At 63.6% G+C, this 21272-nt stretch carries 20 protein-coding genes; 8 read left to right on the top strand and 12 right to left on the bottom strand.

Annotated features, from left to right (window positions below; all coding sequences use genetic code 11):
• Positions 1-2 precede the first annotated feature (2 nt).
• From mobA to ACK41V_RS04395, 6 genes are all read right to left on the bottom strand, one after another.
• Positions 3-641, bottom strand: coding sequence for a molybdenum cofactor guanylyltransferase MobA (mobA, locus tag ACK41V_RS04420; protein ID WP_409778377.1), 639 nt, complete (start codon positions 639-641; stop codon positions 3-5).
• Positions 642-731: 90 nt separating this feature from the next.
• A complete protein-coding gene (gene moaA / locus ACK41V_RS04415; RefSeq protein WP_409778374.1) occupies positions 732-1871 on the bottom strand; it encodes a GTP 3',8-cyclase MoaA in 1140 nt (379 codons plus the stop codon).
• Between the two features lie 50 nt (positions 1872-1921).
• A complete protein-coding gene (locus ACK41V_RS04410) occupies positions 1922-2341 on the bottom strand; it encodes a BLUF domain-containing protein (RefSeq protein WP_409778371.1) in 420 nt (139 codons plus the stop codon).
• A gap of 101 nt (positions 2342-2442) precedes the next feature.
• Entirely contained in the window at positions 2443-3204 is a 762-nt protein-coding gene (locus tag ACK41V_RS04405; RefSeq protein WP_409778368.1) for an SDR family oxidoreductase, read from the bottom strand.
• Between the two features lie 59 nt (positions 3205-3263).
• Positions 3264-3896: a DUF2889 domain-containing protein gene (locus ACK41V_RS04400; RefSeq protein ID WP_409778367.1), complete on the bottom strand. Its 633-nt coding sequence runs from the start codon at positions 3894-3896 to the stop codon at positions 3264-3266.
• 91 nt (positions 3897-3987) lie between these two features.
• A complete protein-coding gene (locus ACK41V_RS04395) occupies positions 3988-5421 on the bottom strand; it encodes an aldehyde dehydrogenase family protein (protein WP_409778364.1) in 1434 nt (477 codons plus the stop codon).
• Positions 5422-5699: 278 nt separating this feature from the next.
• On the opposite strand from ACK41V_RS04395, the gene ACK41V_RS04390 reads away from it, so the two are divergent.
• Positions 5700-6455 carry an IPTL-CTERM sorting domain-containing protein gene (locus tag ACK41V_RS04390; protein WP_409778361.1) on the top strand — a complete coding sequence of 252 codons (756 nt, stop codon included), beginning with the start codon at positions 5700-5702 and terminating at the stop codon, positions 6453-6455.
• A 41-nt stretch (positions 6456-6496) separates the two neighbouring features.
• Here the strand turns inward: ACK41V_RS04390 and ACK41V_RS04385 are convergent, their stop codons facing one another.
• Positions 6497-7201 (bottom strand): Crp/Fnr family transcriptional regulator, encoded by a 705-nt coding sequence (locus ACK41V_RS04385; RefSeq protein ID WP_409778358.1) that lies wholly within the window; start codon positions 7199-7201, stop codon positions 6497-6499.
• Positions 7202-7419: 218 nt separating this feature from the next.
• Between ACK41V_RS04385 and ACK41V_RS04380 the strand changes: the two genes are divergently transcribed.
• Together ACK41V_RS04380 and ACK41V_RS04375 are read left to right on the top strand one after the other, a co-directional pair.
• Positions 7420-7947 carry a DUF962 domain-containing protein gene (locus tag ACK41V_RS04380; RefSeq protein ID WP_409778355.1) on the top strand — a complete coding sequence of 176 codons (528 nt, stop codon included), beginning with the start codon at positions 7420-7422 and terminating at the stop codon, positions 7945-7947.
• Positions 7948-8108: 161 nt separating this feature from the next.
• On the top strand, positions 8109-8963 hold the full coding sequence (locus ACK41V_RS04375; RefSeq protein ID WP_409778352.1) for a bile acid:sodium symporter family protein: 855 nt from the start codon (positions 8109-8111) through the stop codon (positions 8961-8963).
• Between the two features lie 18 nt (positions 8964-8981).
• On the opposite strand, the gene ACK41V_RS04370 is transcribed toward ACK41V_RS04375, so the two are convergent.
• Positions 8982-9803, bottom strand: a complete 822-nt coding sequence (locus ACK41V_RS04370; protein WP_409778349.1) for a metal-dependent hydrolase — start codon at positions 9801-9803, stop codon at positions 8982-8984.
• Positions 9804-9938: 135 nt separating this feature from the next.
• Between ACK41V_RS04370 and ACK41V_RS04365 the strand changes: the two genes are divergently transcribed.
• Complete coding sequence (locus tag ACK41V_RS04365) at positions 9939-10556, top strand: TetR/AcrR family transcriptional regulator (protein WP_409778346.1); 618 nt, start codon at positions 9939-9941, stop codon at positions 10554-10556.
• Between the two features lie 4 nt (positions 10557-10560).
• Here the strand turns inward: ACK41V_RS04365 and ACK41V_RS04360 are convergent, their stop codons facing one another.
• The 3 genes from ACK41V_RS04360 to ACK41V_RS04350 all read right to left on the bottom strand — a co-directional run bounded on the left by ACK41V_RS04360 (position 10561) and on the right by ACK41V_RS04350 (position 15479).
• Positions 10561-10695: a hypothetical protein gene (locus ACK41V_RS04360; RefSeq protein ID WP_409778343.1), complete on the bottom strand. Its 135-nt coding sequence runs from the start codon at positions 10693-10695 to the stop codon at positions 10561-10563.
• A gap of 171 nt (positions 10696-10866) precedes the next feature.
• Positions 10867-13245, bottom strand: coding sequence for a DUF1631 family protein (locus ACK41V_RS04355; RefSeq protein WP_409778340.1), 2379 nt, complete (start codon positions 13243-13245; stop codon positions 10867-10869).
• A 152-nt stretch (positions 13246-13397) separates the two neighbouring features.
• The gene (locus ACK41V_RS04350) at positions 13398-15479 is read right to left on the bottom strand and encodes a sodium-translocating pyrophosphatase (RefSeq protein WP_409778337.1); all 2082 of its coding nucleotides are present in this window, start codon (positions 15477-15479) and stop codon (positions 13398-13400) included.
• Positions 15480-15738: 259 nt separating this feature from the next.
• Here ACK41V_RS04350 and ppa point away from each other — a divergent pair, with 259 nt between their 5' ends.
• Both ppa and ACK41V_RS04340 read left to right on the top strand, forming a co-directional pair.
• On the top strand, positions 15739-16275 hold the full coding sequence (gene ppa, locus ACK41V_RS04345) for an inorganic diphosphatase (protein ID WP_409778335.1): 537 nt from the start codon (positions 15739-15741) through the stop codon (positions 16273-16275).
• Positions 16276-16555: 280 nt separating this feature from the next.
• On the top strand, positions 16556-18385 hold the full coding sequence (locus ACK41V_RS04340; RefSeq protein WP_409778332.1) for a methyl-accepting chemotaxis protein: 1830 nt from the start codon (positions 16556-16558) through the stop codon (positions 18383-18385).
• Positions 18386-18563: 178 nt separating this feature from the next.
• Here the strand turns inward: ACK41V_RS04340 and ACK41V_RS04335 are convergent, their stop codons facing one another.
• Positions 18564-19373 carry an esterase/lipase family protein gene (locus ACK41V_RS04335; RefSeq protein ID WP_409778329.1) on the bottom strand — a complete coding sequence of 270 codons (810 nt, stop codon included), beginning with the start codon at positions 19371-19373 and terminating at the stop codon, positions 18564-18566.
• Positions 19374-19832: 459 nt separating this feature from the next.
• Between ACK41V_RS04335 and ACK41V_RS04330 the strand changes: the two genes are divergently transcribed.
• A complete protein-coding gene (locus ACK41V_RS04330; protein ID WP_409778326.1) occupies positions 19833-20351 on the top strand; it encodes a chemotaxis protein CheW in 519 nt (172 codons plus the stop codon).
• 55 nt (positions 20352-20406) lie between these two features.
• A partial coding sequence (locus ACK41V_RS04325; RefSeq protein ID WP_409778323.1) for an MCP four helix bundle domain-containing protein occupies positions 20407-21272 on the top strand: 866 nt, incomplete at its 3' end.

Genomic DNA, 21272 nt, shown 5'->3' with positions numbered 1-21272 from the left:
GATCAAGCCTGTGGCGTGCTCGCGCTCTCCAGCGCGTGCAGCTCGGCCAGGGTGTTGGCGTTGAAGAATGCCTTGGGGTCGTCGCCCGGCTGGTCAAACGGCACGATGGAGCAGTGGTGCTGGCCGGTCCACGCATCGATCTTGCGGCCACCGGCCTGGGTGAAGGCGACCAGGCTTTCCAGCAGGTCCACACGCAGCAGGCAGAACACGGGTTGGGGTCGCACGGTGATGTGGCCAGCGCCGTCGTCCTCGGGCGCGGCGGCCATGGCCATGTCGGCATTGTTCTGCTCGGCCGCAGCCATCAGGCGCTCGGCCAGGTCCAGCGGGAACAGGGGCGTGTCGCAAGGCACGGTCAGCAGCCAGGGGGTTTCGCAGCGCTCCAGCCCCGTGAGGAAACCTGCGAGTGGGCCCGCATAGTCGCTCAGCACGTCCGGCCACACCGGCACGCCAAAGGCTTCGTACGCTGCCAGGTTGCGGTTGGCGTTGACCATGCTCGCGCCCGTCTGCATCTGCAGCCGCATCAGCGTGTGCAGCGCCAGCGGCAGGCCCCGAAAGTTCTGCAGGCCTTTGTCCACGCCGCCCATGCGGGAGCCGCGTCCGCCTGCGAGCACGAGGCCGGTGATGTCTTGGGTTTGGGTCATAGGGATTGTTCTCAGAAGTTCTGGGCAGCATTGCCGAAGAAGGCGCGTACCGCATGCCACCGCCCCAGGGGCTGAGGCAAGGTGCGTCGGCTACCCTCCGATATAGCTCATCTCCACCCGCCGCGCGCCGCCCGGTGTGGTATCTGCAGGCAGGCTGCTGCGCAGCTCTGAATAGCGATCCGTGCGCTGCTGCCAGATGGGGGCGATGGCCGAGGCAATGGCTTCGTCGCTGGCGCCGCCCCGCAGCAGGGTGCGCAGGTCGTAGCCCTGACTCGCAAACAGGCACAGGTAGAGCTTGCCTTCGGTGGACAGCCGCGCGCGGTTGCAGTCGTGGCAAAACGCCTGGGTCACGCTGCTGATCACGCCCACTTCACCCAGGGCGGGGTCGTACTGGCCTTGTGCGTTGGCATAACCCCAGCGCTCGGCGGTTTCGCCAGGGCTGCTAGGGTCGAGCTGCACCAGGGGCAGGTCGGCGCGCAGGCGTGCAATGAGTTCGGCAGAGGGCAGCACTTCGTCCATGCGCCAGCCGTTGGTGGCGCCCACGTCCATGTATTCGATAAAACGCAGCGTGGTGCCCGTGCCGCGAAAGTGGCGTGCCATGGGCAAAATTTCGTGGTCGTTGGTGCCGCGCTTGACCACCATGTTGACCTTGATGTGCGACAGGCCCGCCGCGTGCGCCGCCTCAATGCCTGCCAGCACGTCGCTCACCGGAAAATCCACATCGTTCATGCGGCGAAAAATCGCGTCGTCCAGGCCGTCCAGGCTCACGGTGACGCGGTTCAGGCCCGCGTCCTTCAGCGCCTGGGCCTTGCGTGCCAGCAGCGATCCGTTGGTGGTCAGCGTGAGGTCTGGCGCCACGCCATCCACCGTGCGCAACTGCGCCAGTTGCGCCACCAGTTCTTCCAGGTTTTTGCGCAGCAGCGGCTCGCCGCCCGTCAGGCGGATCTTGCGCACGCCGTGCGCCAGAAACAGCCGCGCCAGCCGCGTGATCTCTTCAAAGCTCAGCAGCGCGCTGTGGGGCAGGTAAGGGTAGTCCTTGTCGAACACTTCCTTGGGCATGCAGTAGTTGCAGCGGAAGTTGCAGCGGTCCGTCACGCTGATGCGCAGGTCGCGCAGGGGGCGGCCTCGGGTGTCGGTCAGCAGGCCGGTGGGGGCCACAGCGTGTTGGGGCACCTGCGCTGCCAGGGAGGCCAGGCGTTCATCGACCAGCGGAATGACGCGTTCAGCCATGGGCGGACTCGTTCAGCAGTGCAGAGGGTGGGCGCATGCGCCGCATTTTCTCACTCCAGCCAGCGCACGTTTTGCAGTATTTCTTCAAAGAAGCTGCGCAAGGTCAAAGTGCTCATGCTGAACGGGTCGAATTCGGTGCTGCTGGAGTATTTGAGGAACAGTTGCCGGTTGGCGTCCACCGACCCCAGCAACCCCATGGACCAGCTCGAAAAACGCCGGTGCGGGATTTCTCCAAAGTCCAGCACCGCCGTGTCTTTGTGGCGTGAATCCTTGAGCAGCCGGTGGTACAGCGCGTTCACTGCCGCGCGGTCGCCCTCCAGCTGCTGCAAAAAGATGCCATGGTTCAGACACAAAGCCCCGGTAATGCCTGCGCGGGCATTGTTGCGCTGCGATGCGCCCAGAATGTCTTTGACGTCTGCAGGGCCCAGCACGCGGGACGTGCGGCTGGCGTAAGTCAGTTGTATCAACATGTTTGCCTCCTGAGCGGCGCAGTGTGTCAGGTTTGACAAACAGGTGTGGGGCGGCACGCCAATGACCCCGCGTTGCGGGGTGGGCCGGTGCCCGAGACGGTTTACACGCAGCGCCCGCCGTCCACCTCAATGCACACACCACTCACAAACGATGCCTCGTCGCTGGCCAGGTAGAGCGCCGCATTGGCCACGTCCAGCGCGGTCGAAAATCGCCCCAGCGGAATGGTGGCCAGAAACTTGGCGCGGCGCGCCTCGTCCACCGGGCCGCCTGCAAACTCGGCGGCCAGGCCCGTGTCGGGGTTGAACACGGGGTTGATGCAGTTCACGCGGATGTTGTCGGGGCCCAGCTCGGCGGCCATCGACTTGCTGGTGATGATGACGGCGCCCTTGGAGCCGTTGTACCAGGTGAGGCCCGGGCGGGGGCGCAGCCCGGCGGTGGACGCGATGTTGATGATGCTGCCGCCACCCGCCTGGCGCAGCGCGGGCACGGCGTGGATGGCCGACAGGTAGATGCTCTTCATGTTGATGGCATAGACCTTGTCGAAGTCGTCCTCGCTCACTTCGAGCATGGGGCGGTTGCGGTGGGTCCAGCCTGCGTTGTTCACCACCACGTCCAAGCGGCCGTACAGGCGCACGGCCTCATCGACCATCGCCTTCACTTCGGCGGACTTCGTCACGTCGGCCTTGAAGAAGGCCGCGGTGCCACCGGCTGCCGTGATCTCGGCCACCACGCGCTGGCCACCGGCTTCATTGATGTCGTTGACGATGACCTTACCGCCCTCTGCGGCCAGGCGTTTGGCGATGCCTTCGCCAATGCCGTTGCCGGCGCCGGTGACGATGATGGATTTGTTCTGTGCGCGCATGGAGTCTCCGATAGATTGATTGGGGGAAATCAAATTTGATAGCTGCTAGCGCTTATGTATCAAGCGCTAGAGGCCAATTTGACTGAAATTTCTGGGCTGGGCGGCTGCGGGGCGCTGCCCGAGGCACCGGCGCCGACCGCAGGCGCCTGCGGCACCCGGCCATAAAACTGCGGAAAGAATTCCTTCACCCCGTTGCCGTTGAAGTCCCACCCGGTGCACTGGCCCAGGTGGCGGGGTGGCTCGTCGGGGTTGCCGGACGAAAAAACGGCGGGCACCGACTGGAAGGCCGCCGTGGCCAGGTTGAACAGCAGCTCGCGCAGGTGCGTGCAGCTGGCCACACCGCCCAGGTGCTTCTGGATGGCCTGGCGCCAGCCGCGCGCCATGCTGCAGCCCACCATCTGCTGCAGCGCAGCCTGGGCCTCGGTGCAGCCCTTGAGCGGGTGCGAGTCCATGGCCACATCGATGGCCTGCACAACCAACTGGCGGTTGACCGTGACGCGCAGCCACATGTGGTGGATGGGTTCGCCCGCGAGGCGCTGTTTGTTGGCGTCGCGGAAGGATGTGGCGTCGTAGGCCTTGCTGTCGTGCAGCTCGCCTTCGATGTCCCACAGGCCATCGTCGCGTTCAAATCCCTGGTAGTTCACCCGGCGGACATGCTTCAAGGTGCGGGGGGTGGGGGGGCTCAGGGGCATGGAGAAAGATAAAGGCGTCGTACAGAAGGATTAGAGGTTAGCGGTGCACGGCCGCGCCGTCGCGCGCGGGCGTGACACCACTGTGGCGCGATCAGCCGTACTTGATGGCAACCGTTTTGAGGGTGGTGAAGCCGTACAGCGCTTCAAAACCCTTCTCGCGCCCGTATCCGCTGGACTTTACGCCGCCAAACGGCAGCTCCACACCGCCCGCAGCACCATAGTTATTGATGAACACCTGGCCGCTGTGCACGCGCTTGGCCATGCGAAACTGGCGGGCGCCATCGCGCGTCCAGATGCCGGCCACCAGGCCGAACTGCGTGGCGTTGGCCAGATCTACCGCGTGGTCTTCGTCCTGAAACGCCATCGCGCACAGCACGGGGCCAAACACTTCTTCTTGCGCCAGGCGGTGGTGCACCGGCACGTCGCGCAGCAAGGTGGGGGCCTGGTAGTAGCCGGTTTCGGGGGCCTCATCCACCACCACGCCCTGGCCCACCATGGGGATGCCCGCGACCTGCGCGTCCGACAAAAAGTCCCACACGCGCTGCTGCTGCGTCTGGCGAATCAGCGGGCCTACGTCCAGGTCCATGGCGGCGGGGCCGACGCGCAGTTTGTCGAAGGCCTTGCCCAGGCGTTCGAGCAGCGGTTCATAAATCAGCGAGTCGATCAGCACGCGCGAGCCCGCCGAGCAGGTCTGCCCGGCGTTCTGCACGATGGCGTTGATGACCACGGGGATGGCGGCGTCCAGGTCGGCGTCGGCAAAGATAATCTGCGGGCTTTTGCCGCCCAGCTCCAGCGTCACAGGGCAGTGGCGCTCGGCGGCCACCTGCTGGATCAGCGTGCCGATCTTGGGGCTGCCAGTAAAGCTGATGTGGTCGATGCCCGGGTGGCGCGCCAGCGCGTCGCCCACCTCATGGCCGTAGCCGGTGACGATGTTCAAAGCGCCTGATGGGAAGCCCACCTCGGCCGCCAGCTGCGCCACGCGAATCAGCGACAGGCAGGCGTCTTCAGCGGGCTTGACCACGCACACGTTGCCCGCAGCCAGGGCACCGCCCACGCTGCGGCCAAAGATCTGCATGGGGTAGTTCCAGGGGATCACGTGGCCTGTGACACCGTGGGGCTCGCGCCAGGTCAGCACGCTGTAGCCGTCAGGGTAGGGAATCGTCTCGCCGTGGAATTTGTCGCAGGCCCCGGCGTAGAACTCGAAGTAGCGCGCCAGCGCAATCGCATCGGCCCGCGCCTGTTTGATGGGCTTGCCGCAGTCGCGCTGCTCCAGCGCGGTCAGCTCGTCGGCATGCTCCAGGATCTTGGCCGAGAGCTTTTGCAGCAACCGGCCGCGCTCGACCGGGGCCAGCTTTTGCCACACGGCGTGGTAGCACTGGCGGGCTGCATGCACCGCCGCATCGATGTCGTCGGCATTGCTGCGCTGGATCTCGTCGAAGGTCTGGCCGTCCGACGGGTCGATCACAGGGATCGTGCGGCCCGAAGACGAGGGCACCGAGGCGTTGGCGATGTAGTTGAGTTGCATGGCCGCCATTTTGCCCGGAAATGGAATGTGTGCTTAGTATTTGTGTGAAAAACGCCTGTAATGCTTTCCTATAAAGCGCAAAGCGCTATCTATTCAATAGCAATCAATGCAGGAGCAGGCAAAATTGGAGTGTTTATCTGTCCGCACATTTGCACGAGCCTCTGGCAGTCCGTCGCCCCTTTCTTGTTAAGCAGGTGCGGAAATTGCAACGCACAAGGTTTCGTTTGTTACAAAACTGGATACGATGCAACCCTACTATTTGCACTACCCAGCATCTTATGAACGTCATTTTCCGCGCTTCGCGAAGTTTTTCCTTCGCTATTCCAATGAGCAAAGCCTTTTGGGGGTTGTTCATCGCAGTGGCGGCCTGGCACCCTCAGCAAGCCCATGCCCAGACGACGGTCGCTGACAATCTGGCAGCCCCGCTGGAGGTTGCGGCATTGACGATCGATGCCACACAGTGGGCGGGGTTCCCATTTCAAGTAGGTGCGACGGCACAGCGTATTTTCGAATGGCGCGCCCGTGGTTACAACCTGGGTGCGCCAGGTAATGTCACTCTCAAGCTGTTTTCGCTGAATGCGGTGACGAATTTGCCTGTGGGCGCCGAGCTGGCGAGCGCTGTGGTTGCGTGGGACCCGACGCTGGACAACACCTATTCGGCAGCTGCGTTGGGGGCGATTGCAACCACCACCTTGAATGCCAACGCGAAATACGCACTCGTATTTGGACCAGCGGCTCCCGGCCCATATTATTGGGGGTTCACCTCCACGGTACCGCCTACTTTTTCGAGTGGTTTTGCCGCCGCAGGGCGTTACCTGGTGACCACAGACAGTGGGGCGACTTGGTCCAACAACGCCGGCTCGAGCCCCATTCTCCAGCTGCAGGTCGTAGCGGCACCTGTCGTGGCACCCGTTGCGACTGCCGCTATTCCTACGCTGGAAGTCTGGTCACTTTCTGCTCTGGGTCTGCTGGTCGCGGGGGTCGGCGCCTATAGTCAGCGGCGCAGAGTTGCTCGGGCTGCTTCAGCCGGTTAGCGCAGCGTCTAGCCTGGGGCGCGGGGCCGGGGCGCTATTTGTCAGTCACAGGCGGCACGCAGCGCCGCCAGGTCCAGGATCTCTACCTCGCCCCGGTGCACGCGCACCAACTGGCGTGACTCCAGCTCTTTGAGGATCTGGTTCGTGGTCTGGCGCGAGATGGCCAGCATCAGCGACAGCTGCTCTTGCGAGATGCCGATCACGCGCCGCGACTGGCCCTCGGCCGTCCACTGGCCGTAGCCCTCGGCCATCATCACCAGTCGGCGCGCCAGGCGCTGCGGCGCGGGCAGCAGGGCCAGTTCTTCCATGGCCACAAAGGCCGATCGCAGCTTGTCGGTGAGCAGCAGAGCCAGCGCATGCCAGTGCTGCGGGTGGGCTTGCAGCCACGCCTGCAGTCGCTCGTGGGGCACCTGCAGCAGCGTGGTGGGTTCGGTGGCGTGGGCGTCGTGGGTGCGCGCCGAGTTGTCGAACACCGAGATCTCGCCAAACCAGTGCGGCGGCTCCAGCCGGATCAGCAGTGCCGCCCGCGCCTCGTCGGCCCGCCCGCCCGTGCCCGAGATGCTGACCGCGCCACGCACCACGGCATACAGCCCGCAGGGCGCGTCGCCGCGCAGGAACAGGACCTCGCCCGCCTGCAGGTGCCGCAACTGCGCCATGGCCAGCAGCGGCTGGGCAAAGTCTGGCGGCAGGTGGGCAAACCAGCGGCCGGACTGGAGAACGGGCAGGTACGCGGACGGGTCGGTCATCGGGTGAAAAAATCAGTGAAGGCTGGCAAAAAGCGCGAGGCAGGGATGGGTGGGTTGCCGGAACGGCCAAGGCAGCGCGGCAAAGGTGGCGCACTCTGTGAAGGCTCAAGGTAGAGGCACAAGGGTTTTCGTGGGGTGTTTTTGTCGTCTCCACGACAGACGCTGCCAAAGGCCAGCGCCACCATGGATGCTGCTGAAAACAATACCCGGAGACACCCATGAAAACCCTGATCGACCACCTGGCCCAGTACGCCGCCTACCACCGCGACCCGCGCAACATCTACACCCATTTTGTGGGTGTGCCCATGATCATGTTCGCCGTGGTGGTGCTGCTCTCGCGCCCCGCGTGGCAGATGGGCGACTTGCCCATGAGCCCCGCGCTGCTGGCGGCTCTGGCGAGTTGTTTCTTTTACTTCCGGCTCGACTTTCGCTATGGCGTGACGATGGCCGCGTTGCTGTCGGCCATGTTGGTGGGCGGTCAGTGGCTGGCGTTGCAGACCACCGTGCTGTGGCTGGTTTCGGGTGTGGGGCTGTTTGTGGTGGGTTGGGTGATCCAGTTTGTGGGCCACTACTACGAGGGCCGCAAGCCCGCGTTTGTGGATGACTTGATGGGGCTCATCGTGGGGCCGCTGTTTGTAGTGGCTGAGCTGGGGTTTTTGATGGGACTGCGCAAGGACGTGCAAAGAGCGATGGAGCAGCGCAGCGGGCCGGTGCGCTTGCGGACGGGGCCAGCGGCCACGGTCTGATTCCATCGCCTGCAGCGCCGGGGGTTCCCCGGCCATTCACCCGCACTCAGTCTGCGTGGCTGGTGGCTGCAGTTATCTCTCACTTTTAGCCCACCGCTCCCTCTGATGCGGTGGGCTTTGTCACAGGAGCGCGGCATGGCCCATGCCTGCGCGCAAACACCATGAGTTTTGTTTCTATCCTGCCCACGCTGCTGTTTGTTGCGTTGGGCCTGGTCATGTTTGGCCTCGGCCTGTCGCTCACGGCGGCCGACTTCAAGCGCCTGCTGCAGCACCCGCGTGCCGCGGTGCTGGCCCTGGCGCTGCAGGTGCTGGTGCTGCCTGCGGCCTGCTACGGGCTCATCGTGCTGCTGGGCGTGCCGCCGCTGTATGCCGTGGGGCTGATGCTGCTGGCGGCGTCGCCGGGCGGGGTGTCGGCCAACTTGTTCAGTCACTTGTTTGGTGGCAACGTGGCGATGAACATCTCGCTCACAGCCATCAACACGCTGCTGTCCATCGTGAGCCTGCCGCTGATTACCAACTGGGCCATCAGCACCTTTGCGAACACCGGTCAGGTGGTACCTCTGCAGTTTGGCAAGGTGCTGGAGGTAATCGTCATCGTGCTGTTGCCGGTGCTGGTGGGCATGTGGGTGCACCGGCGTGCGCCCCGGTTTAGCGCCCGCATGGAAAAGCCCATGAAGATCTTCAGCGCCGTGGTGCTGGCGTCTTTTGCACTGATTGCCATTGCCAAGGAATGGGCGGCGCTGTCGGCATCGTTTGCCGACATCGGCCCTGCGGTACTGCTGTTCAACGTCCTCAGCCTGGGTGTGGGCTACTTTGTGCCACGCGCCCTGGGCATGGACAAACCCCTGGCCACCGCCATCGGCTTTGAGATCGGTATCCACAACTCCACGCTGGCCATCTTCATAGCGCTGTCCGTGCTTAACAACTTTCAGCTGGCACTGCCTGCCGCTATCTATTCGGTCAGCATGTATGTGATGGCGCCGCTGTTTGGCATGCTGGTGCTGCGCCGCCGCTGAGCGTCTTTAGCGCGGGGCTCAGCGTGCGCCAACGGGCGTGTACACATTGCTGTGCTCTGCGAGCCACCGCTCCGACAGGTCCGTGCCGTGCTGGCTGGGGTGAAAGTCGCGGCGCAGGTATTCGCGCCAGGGGCGCCAGGTCTCGCGCACCAGCCCACGTTTGCCAAACAGCGTGCGCGCTGCGCTGGCCCAGGTGCTCCACTTCCAGAGCATGCCGTTGTGGCGCAGGTTCAGCGCCGTCTGGCGCAGGGTGTCGCCCAAAAAGACGAGGGTGATGCGCCGGAACCAGGTGATGCGCCATTCGTGGTTGCCGCCCAGCGCCTGGTAAATGTCAAACGCCGTGTTCTTGTGCTCGGCCTCTTCGGCACAGTGCCATTGCCACATCGTGGCCAGGCGGGGCTCGGCGCCAGCCAGTGTCTCGGGGTGGGCCAGCAGCCACTCGGCCAGCAGGGCAGTGAAATGCTCGTTGGCCGTAGTCACGGCCAGCGGGTGGCGTGGGTCGGCGTTGGCAAACAGCTTCATGCGCTCTTGCGCGCGCGGCGCCCATTCGTTGACCAGACCTTGCTTTTCAAGGTGGCCGTTGAACAGCGCATGGATGCGGCGGTGCGTGGCCTCTTGCCCGATAAAGCCGCGCACCTCGTCTGCAAACTGCGCGTGTTGTTCAGGCGGCATGGCTTTGTGGCCGTCCCGCACGGCGTCGATAAAGAACTGCTCGCCCACCGGGAAGCTCATCGACAGCGCGTTGAAAAACGCGGTGCGAAAGGCATCGCCGCCGCACCAGTGGCGCTCGAAAGGCGTTTCCAGGTCAATGAGCAGGCGTCGGACGACAAGTTCGGTCATGAAAAAGGGTCTCCGGGAGCGCGGTGAAAAGACGGGTCTTGAACAGTTGGTACTTCTTGGTACCAGTGGTTTGGATCATGGGCTGTCTGTGTGGTACTGTCAAGTACCTGCAATCCACACGGAAATCCGCCAGCCATGGACACAGTGCAAGACACCGCCCCCGCAAGTGCTTCAATCGGCACCGAACACCGCGCCCGACTGCAGGAAGGCATGGCCCGCGCCGTGGCGGCCAAAGGCTATGCCGACACGACCATCGCCGACATCGTGCGCGAGGCCGGTGTGTCGCGCCGTACTTTCTACGAGAACTTTGCCGACAAGGCCGAATGCCTCACGGCGCTGTACGAATCCGCCAGCGGCAACGCATTGGATGTGCTGCGTGGCGCCATCAACCCCCAAAGCGATTGGCAGGCCCAGGTGGAGCAGGCGCTGTCGGCGTACTTTGGTGCGCTGGCCTGCAATCCGGTCCTGCTGCGCACCTTGTTCATTGAAATCCTGGGCCTGGGCATGCCCGGCCTGGCCGCTCGGCGGCGGGTCAATCAGCAGTTGGTGGACCTGATGCTGGAGGTGGTGAACAACCGACCGGGGGCGCCCCTGCGCAAGGCCCCGCTGCAGCCCATGATGGCCATGGCGGTGGTAGGGGGCATCAACGAGATGGTGCTTCAGTCCATCGAACAGGAGCGCGCCGGGCAGTTGCAGGAGCTGGTGGTGCCCGCCGCATTGCTGCTGCGCGCGGCGACTTCGACGGATCTTTGACCGTTCACACTTCGTTGGCGATCTCGATCAGGTTTTCGTCCGGGTCATAGAGATATACCGACCGCAACGTGTTGCGTCCTCCTGTCGAGCCCACCGGCCCTTGCACGATCGCAACGCCTTCAGCTTGCCGATGTGTCACCACCGCTTTCAACGGGGTCTGCGTGAGAAAAGAACCCGGGCGTAAAAAAGCCCGCCGAAGCGGGCTAAGGCCCTGACAAATTCCACTGAATTCTGCAAAGCCCTGGAGTGATGGTTGCAGGGTACCACCCTGCAGGAGGTTTGACCACAGCGCTGGTATGAAGCGGGCACATCAAAGCCTGCTCTCCATGCTGTTGCGCATGGCCAGTTGCGCCACGGCATCCAGGGCCACATCCACCACGGTTTGTTCGGTGAGCACCTCCAACGCGCCTTGCTGGAACAGCCGGTCCAGCAACCGCAGCGTCATCGACTGGGTTCGACCGGCCGGGCTGGTGAAGAGAAACAGGTTGCCGTGCGATCCGATCCAGGACAACTGGGTGCGCTCCCACTGGCCTGCCACGACCAGGTTTACCCAGGTGCCGATGGTGAGAACGGGCAGTGCCATGGCCTGGGTGGGCACGGGCGGTTGCGCCGGTGCTTCCTGGCTTTCGGATTCAGTCGGCAGCGAGATATCCATGTAGCCAGACTCCTTGGCCTCGGCGGGCGCCACCCAGGGGTCGTCGTCGTCCAGCAGCGCTGGTTTCTCTGTGGCCCGCGCCTCCTGTGTGGGCTCGGTTGGTGGTGGCGCTGCAGGCCGTGGGCCGGGTTTGAAGGCTTGCTGGTGCAGTTCCATCAGCAGATCGAAGAAGGCCTCGGTCGGGGCGTCGGGGTAGTCGATGGTCGCGAGCCCCTCGCGCAATGCAGTCAGCAGCGTGGGAAGCAGGCGGGCGAGCTGGTCGGTGTTTGTGCGGGTCAGCGCGGGCTGGGCGCTCCAGATGAGGGCGTCCACCCTTTCCAGGCAGCGGCCCGGGTCGGTGCTGCCGGTCGTGTCCGCCAGGCGTGCCTGCGCCATGACCTGGGACCACGGGCCGAGCAGGAAGCGGGAGATGGCGTCGGGCAATGTGCTGACGCCGGGGTGCAGCCACATGTCGCGCGATAGTTTGGCGGCCAGCAGGTGACGTTGCTCGGCGTGCTGCAGCGCCTCGATGGCGCGCACACGCTCCTGCTCGCGCGCCTGTTCCTTCTCTGTCCATTTGGCGTGCAATTGCTGCAGTACCTGCTCAAAATCATGCGGCCCTTCGATGGTGGCTGTGGCCAGCGGGCCTGCCAGGTTCATGAGGGACCGCATAAAGCTCTGAAAGCCGGGCGCCTCGGTGTTGTTGAAGGCCAGGCTGCGGTCGGTGATGTCCTGCAGCAGGCGGCGCGCGGCATGTTCCTTGTGGCTGAAGAAGCGCGGGTCGGCCACGGCCAGCTGCATCAGCGCGGGCTCTAGGGCGCGGATGAACTGCTGCACAGGCCACAACAGCCGGGTGTCGCGCGCGATGTTGTCCACCATCAGCGCCACCACTTCCATGCTCAGAGCCTCGCCCAAGTCGCCGACATGCTTGCGGGGCGGGGTGGCCGCGTGGCCGCCCCCGGCGTGGGTGCTGTCCCCGGTGCGCTGGTTGCCCAGTCTCTCCATCATGTGGCCGACCTGGTTCATCTCCTGCAGCGCCTCAAACGCGGCGGGCACGGTGGATGCGAAGTCGGTGGCGGGCGCATCAAGATGGGGGAGCTGGCCGGGGCTTTCGAACTCCCGGGCAAAGCGTTCTGCAAAGTCTTCTTCCCCCTCTGGCTCATTCATGATCGCTGACATGGATGCGGGCGTGTCAGCGGACGCTTGTGCGTGCGCAGTGTTGTCTTTGAACTCGCCCAGCAGCAGTCGGCGAAGTCGGTCGAGCGTCAGCAGTGGGTCGCCAGAGCTTGCTGCGGTAGACAAGTCGTTGTCGGTTGCGAACCCCTGGGCTGCACCCGCGGCAGCGGGCGCGACGTACACGTACTCGCCGCTGGCTTGGCGCATGGCATAGCCCACCGGCTGTACGCCACTGAGTCTGAGCTGATCGACCTGCGCCTTGTAGAGCGCGCGCAGCTCCGCGCCCAGCGCCTGGGCCATGTGCCCTATCCAGTCGTGTCGCACCTGCGCGGACACCTGCATCTGCGACACCACGGTCTGCAGCGCCTGCAGGAAGACTTCGGGCCGCAGCGGGTTGTGCTCGGGCTGCACGCGCGGCAGGCCCAGTGCTGCGCACACCAGGGCATCCAGGTCTGCCAGAGGGCCCTCTACGGCAGTGACCAGCACCTGCCGTGCGCGGGCGCGCTCCACGCTGTCGTTGATCTGCGACTCGTCCATCAGTTCGAGGTCGTCGAAATGCACGGTGAACAGGGAGCGTGTGGGTTTGTGGCTGTCGGCCTGCGCCGCTTCCTGGTCCAGCGCCTTGCGCAGTGCATCAGGGTAGCGCTCGGACATCACCGAGGCCAGCCGCTGCAGCTGTTGCTTGGCTTCCAGCATGGCATGGTGTTCGCCGGGGGTGCGGGCCTGGTCCAGGCGCGCCTGCAGCGACATGCGCGTGGCCTCGGCGACGCGATCCATCAACGGCCGGGCCTGTGCCTGCACGTCGGCAACGATGCGCTGGTAGGGTGCGGTGGCGCTGATTGCGGCTGGGGCAGGCGCCGACGGTGTGGTGTGTTTCAAGGCGATCTTCTCGGATGAAGGGAGACCGGTGTCTGTGTCTGCCGCTGGTTGCCGTGGTTTACGCGATGTTACGCGGCAAAAAGGGGCCAGAGGCCCCTAGTTTTCATGGATGCCAGGCGGGTCAGGCCTGGCGTTCGCACAGAGCGGGTGTGTTACCCCCCGTGAAACTTGACCACCAGCGGCACGATGAGCAGTGCCACGATGTTGATGATCTTGATCAGCGGGTTGATGGCGGGGCCCGCAGTGTCCTTGTAGGGGTCGCCCACGGTGTCACCCGTCACGGCGGCCTTGTGCGCCTCGCTGCCCTTGCCGCCGTGGTGGCCGTCTTCGATGTACTTCTTGGCGTTGTCCCAGGCACCGCCGCCGGTGCACATGCTGATGGCCACAAACAGGCCGGTGATGATGGTGCCCATCAGCAACCCGCCCAGCGCCTTGGGCCCCAGCAGCAGGCCGACCACGATGGGGGCAATCACGGGCAGCAGGCTGGGGATGACCATCTCTTTGATGGCTGCGGTGGTCAGCATGTCCACGGCCTTGCCGTATTCGGGCTTGGCAGTGCCTTCCATGATGCCGGGGATGTCGCGGAACTGGCGGCGCACCTCCACCACCACGGCGCCCGCGGCGCGGCCCACGGCCTCCATGGCCATGGCGCCGAACAGGTACGGAATCAGCCCGCCAATGAACAGGCCCACGATGACCAGCGGGTCGGACAGGTCAAAACTGATCGCTCTGCCGTAGCTTTCCAGCTTGTGGGTGTAGTCGGCAAACAGCACCAGCGAAGCCAGCCCGGCCGATCCAATCGCGTAGCCCTTCGTGACGGCCTTGGTGGTGTTGCCCACGGCGTCCAGGGGGTCGGTCACAGCGCGCACTTCAGGTGGCATGTCGGCCATCTCGGCAATGCCGCCCGCGTTGTCGGTGATGGGGCCATAGGCGTCCAGCGCCACCACGATGCCCGCCATGCTGAGCATGGCGGTGGCGGCCACTGCAATGCCATACAGACCGGCCAGGCCGTACGACACGATGATGGCCGTGCACACAAAAATCACCGGCCAGGCCGTGGACCGCATCGACACGCCCAGCCCCGCAATGATGTTGGTGCCGTGGCCGGTGGTAGATGCCTGGGCAATGTGCTGCACGGGCGAATACTGCGTGCCGGTATAGAACTCAGTGATCCACACCAGCACCGCCGTCAGCACCAAGCCTGTGGCGCACGCGCCAAACAGCCGGATCTGGCTGCCCGTGGCGGTGATGGAGTTGTCGGGCATGAGCCACAGCGTGACGAAGTAGAACGCGATGAGCGACAGCACGCCCGCAATGGCCAGCCCCTTGTACAGCGCGGGCATCACATTCTTCATGCCGGGCGACGCCTTGACGAAGAAGCACCCAATGATCGAAGCAATGATCGACACGGCCCCCAGCGCCAGCGGGTACACCACGGCGTTGACCGGGGCGCTGACCACCAGCAGGGCGCCCAGCACCATGGTGGCGATCAGTGTCACGGCATAGGTCTCAAACAAGTCTGCCGCCATGCCGGCGCAGTCGCCCACGTTGTCGCCCACGTTGTCGGCAATCACGGCCGGGTTGCGTGGGTCGTCTTCAGGGATGCCTGCCTCCACCTTGCCCACCAAGTCGGCGCCCACGTCGGCGCCTTTGGTGAAGATGCCGCCGCCCAGGCGCGCAAAGATCGAGATCAGCGACGAGCCAAACGCAAAGCCGATCAGCGGGTTGAGCAGCGTGGCCAGGTTGGTGGTGGGTGTGAGGTTGCCGTTGCCCGCCAGAAACCAGTAAAAGCCCGTGACACCCAGCAGGCCCAGCCCCACCACCAGCATGCCGGTGATGGCCCCGCCGCGAAACGCGACATCGAGCGCGGGGCCAATGCCGTGTGTGGCGGCCTGTGCCGTGCGCACATTGGCGCGCACCGACACGTTCATGCCGATGAAGCCGCAGGCGCCCGACAGCACGGCGCCCACGACAAAACCCACGGCGGTGGTCACGTCCAGAAAAATGCCAATCAGCACCGCCAGCACCACGCCGACGATGGCAATGGTCTTGTACTGGCGGGCTAAATACGCGGCGGCACCGGCCTGAATGGCCGCCGCGATCTCCTGCATGCGGGCGTTGCCCGGGTCTTTGGAAAGGATCCAGCCTCTGGCCCATATGCCGTAGGCCACGGCAATGAGCCCACAGACCAGGGCGAGGATGAGAGGGGATGTCAGTGCTGAGCTTGCAGCCATTCAATTCTCCTAGGGTTCGTTGCACGAGTGGGGACCAACGCATCGGTGGCATCCCCGCTGCGTTGCTTCCTCGTGCTCCCTGTGCAGGTTCGCTGCGGGAGTCGATTGGCCAACGGACCCAATTTACAGGCAAATGGTGGTTTGCAAGCGGGCAGAAAGGGGCGTGCGCCTAAAATCAGGGTTAATCCCGACGCAGGTGTGCGCAATCGCTGCACGGCCCGTTTCGCGGGTTGCCGTTTTCAAACCACTATCCAAAGACATGTCCCTCAACAACGTCCCCCCCGGCAAGAACCTCCCCGACACCTTCAACGTCGTCATCGAAATTCCGATGAACTCCGACCCCATCAAGTACGAGGTGGACAAGGAATCGGGCGCCATCTTTGTGGACCGCTTCATGACCACGGCCATGCACTACCCCACCAACTACGGCTACGTGCCGCAGACGCTGTCGGGCGACGGCGACCCGGTGGATGTGCTGGTGATCACGCCTTACCCGCTGCACCCCGGTGTGGTCGTAACGTGCCGCCCCCTGGGCATCCTGATGATGGAAGACGAGGCCGGTGTGGATGGCAAGGTCATTGCCGTGCCCACGTCCAAGATCCTGCCCATGTACGACCACTGGAAGACGATTGACGACGTGAACGCCATGCGCCGCAATGCCATTGCCCACTTCTTTGAGCACTACAAGGACCTCGAAAAGGGCAAGTGGGTCAAGGTGCTGGGCTGGGAAGGCATCGACGCCGCCAAGAAGGAAGTCAGCGACGGTGTCGAGGCCTACAAAAAGGCGCAGGCTTGAAGCAATTTTTAGGTGAAATTGGCCTCTAGCGCTTATCCATAGAGCGCGAGTAGCTATCAAAAGGATACTGAAACAGTGTCTGTCCCAGAGCATGCGGGTAGCAATATCCGCATGCTTTTTTGTTGCTGCATGGCATGCCGCCGACAGGGGAAAGCCCGCTTTGCGGCCGCGGGTGCACTGGTAGACTGCATTTGGTTACAGATGGGTGCTAACGCTCCCACGGGCTCCTGGGCAGGAGCCGCTTTAATGCCTGCGGGCAACGCAATGTGAAGGGTGATTCATGAAAGTTTCCGATCTGCGCATCGGCGTCAAACTGGGTGCCGGGTTTTTTGTGGTGGTCTTGTTGACCACCGTGCTGGGCGTGATTGCCATGGTGCAGATGTCCCGCATCAACAACAATGCACAAGTCATTGCCACCAACCTGCTGCCCAGCGTCGAAAAGACGGGCGATCTGCGCGTTTTGTACAACCGCATGCGCCGCTCCGAAGCTGGCATGGTCACCTCGCGCAGCATCATCGAAGTCAAGGCGTTTTCTGAACAGGTAGGCCTGCGCGGCAAAGACATTGCACAGCTTGAAACCACCTACGAACCGTTGATCAACAGCCCCGAAGAGCAGGAGATCTTCAAGACCTACAAGCAGCGCAAGGCTGAATACGCCGTGCTGCAGGCCAAGCTGGTGGAGATTGCCAACGGTGTGGACTTCAGCACCGCCGAGACGCTGGAGTTGACCGGCGACGCGCTGGCCATGGTCTACGCAGGCGAGTCCGAAACCGCCTTTGTGGCGGTGGCCGAGACGTTGGGCAAGATGCAAAAGCTCAACGCTGGCAACGCGCTCAAAGCCACCGAAGAGGCTCGCCAGGTCTTTAACGTCGCCCGTGCATCGCTGGCGATCACGCTGGCGGTGTGTGTGGTGCTGGCTGCCTTGCTGGGCGTGGGCATCACCCGCGCTGTGACGCGCCCCGCCGGGCATGCCGTGCGCGCCGCCCGCGCCATTGCTGCGGGTGACCTCACCGCCGAAGTACCCCCCGGTGGCAAAGACGAAATGGGGCAGTTGCTGACGGCACTGGGCGAAATGCGCGACAACCTCGCTCATGTGGTTTCTGGCGTGCGCCAGAACGCCGAAGGCGTAGCCTCCGCCAGCTCGCAGATAGCCTCAGGCAACAACGACCTGTCAGCGCGCACCGAGCAACAAGCCAGCGCACTGGAAGAAACCGCCGCCTCCATGGAAGAGCTGGGCTCCACCGTGCGCCAGAACGCAGACAACGCCCGCCAGGCCAACCAGCTCGCAGTCAGCGCCTCCACGGTGGCAGTACAAGGCGGTGACGTGGTGGCCGAAGTCGTCGAGACCATGAAAGGCATCAACGCCAGCAGCAACAAGATTGCAGACATCATCAGCGTCATCGACGGCATCGCCTTCCAGACCAACATTCTGGCCCTGAACGCCGCCGTAGAAGCCGCCCGCGCAGGCGAACAAGGCCGCGGCTTTGCCGTCGTGGCCAGTGAAGTGCGCAGCCTGGCAGGCCGCAGCGCAGAGGCAGCCAAAGAAATCAAGCTCCTCATCACCGCCAGCGTCGAACGCGTCGAACAAGGCACCCTGCTGGTCGACAAAGCCGGAGCCACCATGACCGAAGTCGTCGCCTCCATCCGGCGCGTGACCGACATCATGGGAGAGATCAGCGCCGCCAGCAGCGAACAAAGCGCAGGCGTGGGCCAAGTGGGAGAAGCCGTCACCCAGATGGACCAGGCCACCCAGCAAAACGCAGCATTGGTAGAAGAAATGGCCGCAGCCGCCAGCGCCCTGAACGCTCAGGCGGGCGAACTCGTCAACGCCGTGGCCGTGTTTAAGCTCGATGCCAGCGCCACAACAAGAAGCGCACCCGCCCCAGCACCCAGAGCGCCCATCCCGGCCCCGGCATACACAGCCCAACGCAGTGCAGTGGCGAACAAAAGCACCAGCAAGATCGGCAGCACCAAGCCCGCCAAACCCGCGGCCAGCCTGTCGGCCCCCAAAGCCAAAGCCAGCGCCAAACCTCCGACAGCCGCCAAGTCTGCGGCCCAAAGCCCGGCCCCGGCCAAGGGTGGCAACGACGAGGACTGGGAAAGCTTCTGAGCGGGGCCAGCTCTCTGTATTAGCAAGAATATGAGTCAAAACAGCCTCTAGCGCTTATCCAATAAGCGCTGGTAGCTATCAAAAACAAAGCACTCTGAAGATTCCTCTTCAGAGTGCTTTGTTGTTTTTGCTTCTGATTTACTTGTGATGGATGGCACCTCGACGGTGTGCCAACCACCTACCGGTGGGGGTCTGGATACACCAGATGCAACCCCCGCACCATCGGCCGCCGAAACGGCTGCCACACGGCATCCGGCCCGTGGGGTTGCCCCAGCCGGTCGGCCACCGCCCACCAGGCGCTGGGGTTCAGGCCCATGCCGAAGTGGCTGGCCACCACCTCGATGTTTTCGGTGTGCGGGTTGTGGTCGGCAGGCGCCTGAATGCTGCCGCGCCAGGCCACCACGCCATCGCTGCGCGAGTAGATGCTGGTAGTGGGCACGGGGGGCGCAGCGGGCAGGTCGTAGTTCTCGGTTTCGCGCTCAATGCTGCGGCCGCTGGCGAATTGGTAGATGCGCCATGCGTTGGTCGAGGTGTGCGGCCCGGCAAACGGCGTGCCCAGCGTCACCACGCAGCGCACCAGGTCGGGCAGCTCCTTGGCCAGTTCGCGGGCGTAGATGCCGCCCAGGCTCCAGCCCACCAGGCTGACCTTCTTGCCGCTGGCATCCGCCGCGGCTTGCAGTTGGCGCTTGGCGGTCTCCAGCACGCCATCGCGCGGGCCCAGGTTCAGGCCCTGGCCCCACCCCAGCGGGTGGTAGTTGCGCGAATCCAGGTAGCGGCGCAGCGGCACGGTGGTGGCGTCCCCCGCCGTCAGTCCCGGAAACACGATGACCGTGTGCCCATCGCCCTTCGGGGCGCGCTGCAGCACCGGCCAGGCGGGCAGCACCGCGCCAAACTCCCACGGGGCACGCAGCTCCAAGGCCAGCAAGGGCAAGCCCGGCGCGGGCATGTGGGCGGGGTCGGTTTCTTTGCGGTTGAAGAAAAAGGGCATCAGGTCTCGTCCATCAGATCAAAAACGGGGAGGGCGCGCGGGGTGGGAGGCAGCGGCGGGCAACGGTAGCATTTTTTGGTCTGCGCATTGGGGGTTTGACTGGAGCTAGCTCTCCAATTCAAATGCAACGCAGATGCATCCAGTGCAGTGTTTCACGCTATCTGGCACATAAAAAGGCGTCTTTTCGCCCCTGGCGGCGTTGCAAATCCTCGCGATACACCCGGTTCGCTCCGGTTTGCGCCTTGCCAGAGCCAAAAATCCATCCTTTTTATTTGTGCCATCAAGCATGAAACACTGCACTAGCAGTTGGGGCACGTCCGCCCATGGGGTCGTTGAATTGCGGGTTAACCCTTGGTTTGTTAGCAATTGCAACTGACGCTGCTATGCTCACCCCACGCCCGCGCGGGCTTTGTTTTGAGAGACCGCGTGCCCTCCCGCACCTCTCAGAAAGCCCTCGCCATGATCGCTGCACCTGCCCACACATCGTCCCGCTCGTCCACAACACAAGCCACCTCACCCGCTGGCGAATACCTGACCTTCCGCCTGGGCTCGGAGGAATACGGCATCGACATTCTGCGGGTGCAGGAAATCCGCTCGTACGAGCGTCCCACGCGCCTGGCGCAGTCGCCAGACTTCATCAAGGGCGTGATCGACCTGCGCGGCCGCATCGTGCCCATCCTTGACCTGCGCCTGAAACTGGGGTGCCCCGAAGCCAACTACACCGACTTCACGGTGGTCATCATTCTGGACATCGGCGGCACCGTGATCGGTGCGGTGGTGGATGCCGTGGCCGACGTCGTGTCGCTGGCACCCGAGCTCATCAAGCCCGCCCCGCAGTTTGAGCGCCAGGGCAATGTAGACCCAGCCTTTGTTACCGGCATCGCCAGCCTGGGCGACCGGATGCTGATCGTGATGGACATTGAAGCGTTGCTGAGCAGCGACGAAATAGGTCTGGTGGCAAAGGCAAGTCACGGGTAACGTTGCAGCGGGTTATCCATGCCAGATATCTACTAAATAAATAGAGGGAACCGCGATGAACCAACTGAAGATTTCGACCCGATTGACGGCTGCTTTTGCGGTCATGGTTTTGTTGCTGATTGCGCTGGGGGCCGTCAGCCTGATCCAATCGGCCAGCCAGCGTGCAGAACTCAACGATGTCATTGACGTTCGCATTCCCATCACCAAGTCGATGGGAGTCCTGGCGGACGGGGTGAACGTGCAAGCCATCCAGTTCCGAAATTTGGCGCTCTTCAGTGAAGAAAGCATCACCAAGCCGTCACTTGAGCGAGTGACCGCGGCACGCGCTGCCATTGCAGAGCAAATGGGTACGCTGACCACGCTCATACAGTCTGACAAAGGCAAGGAAATTCTGGGGCGTCTACAGCAGAACCGGGCGTCTTTTCTGAAGATTGGAGATCAATACCTGGGCTTGATCCAACAGGGCCAGAAGGACGAGGCGCTGAAATTGTTGGTAGAGCAGGTGCGCCCCATTCAACTTGAATATCAGAAAGTGATTGCTGAACAAGTCGACTTTCAGGCCAAAGTCACTGCAGAAGCAGGCCAACGTGCCGAAGCGGCCGCCAGCGCCCTGACCCGTGACGTCTTGATTGCCGGTGCCCTGGCCATTGTTGTGGCGATCTTCCTGGCCATCACCATCATCCGCTCCATCACCCGCCCCTTGGCGCAGGCCGTGGAAGCCGCAGACCGCGTGGCCAGCGGCGACCTCAGCGGTCAGATCATTGCCCAATCCAAAGACGAAACTGGCCACCTGCTCGCCGCGCTGCAACGCATGCAGCAAAGCCTGGTCAACACCGTGAGTTCGGTGCGCCAGAACGCCGAAGGCGTAGCCTCCGCCAGCTCGCAGATAGCCTCAGGCAACAACGACCTGTCAGCGCGCAC

Source organism: Acidovorax sp., assembly GCF_046291265.1.
Taxonomy (GTDB): Bacteria; Pseudomonadota; Gammaproteobacteria; order Burkholderiales; family Burkholderiaceae_C; genus Acidovorax.
This window is presented reverse-complemented; position numbering and strand designations above follow the sequence as displayed.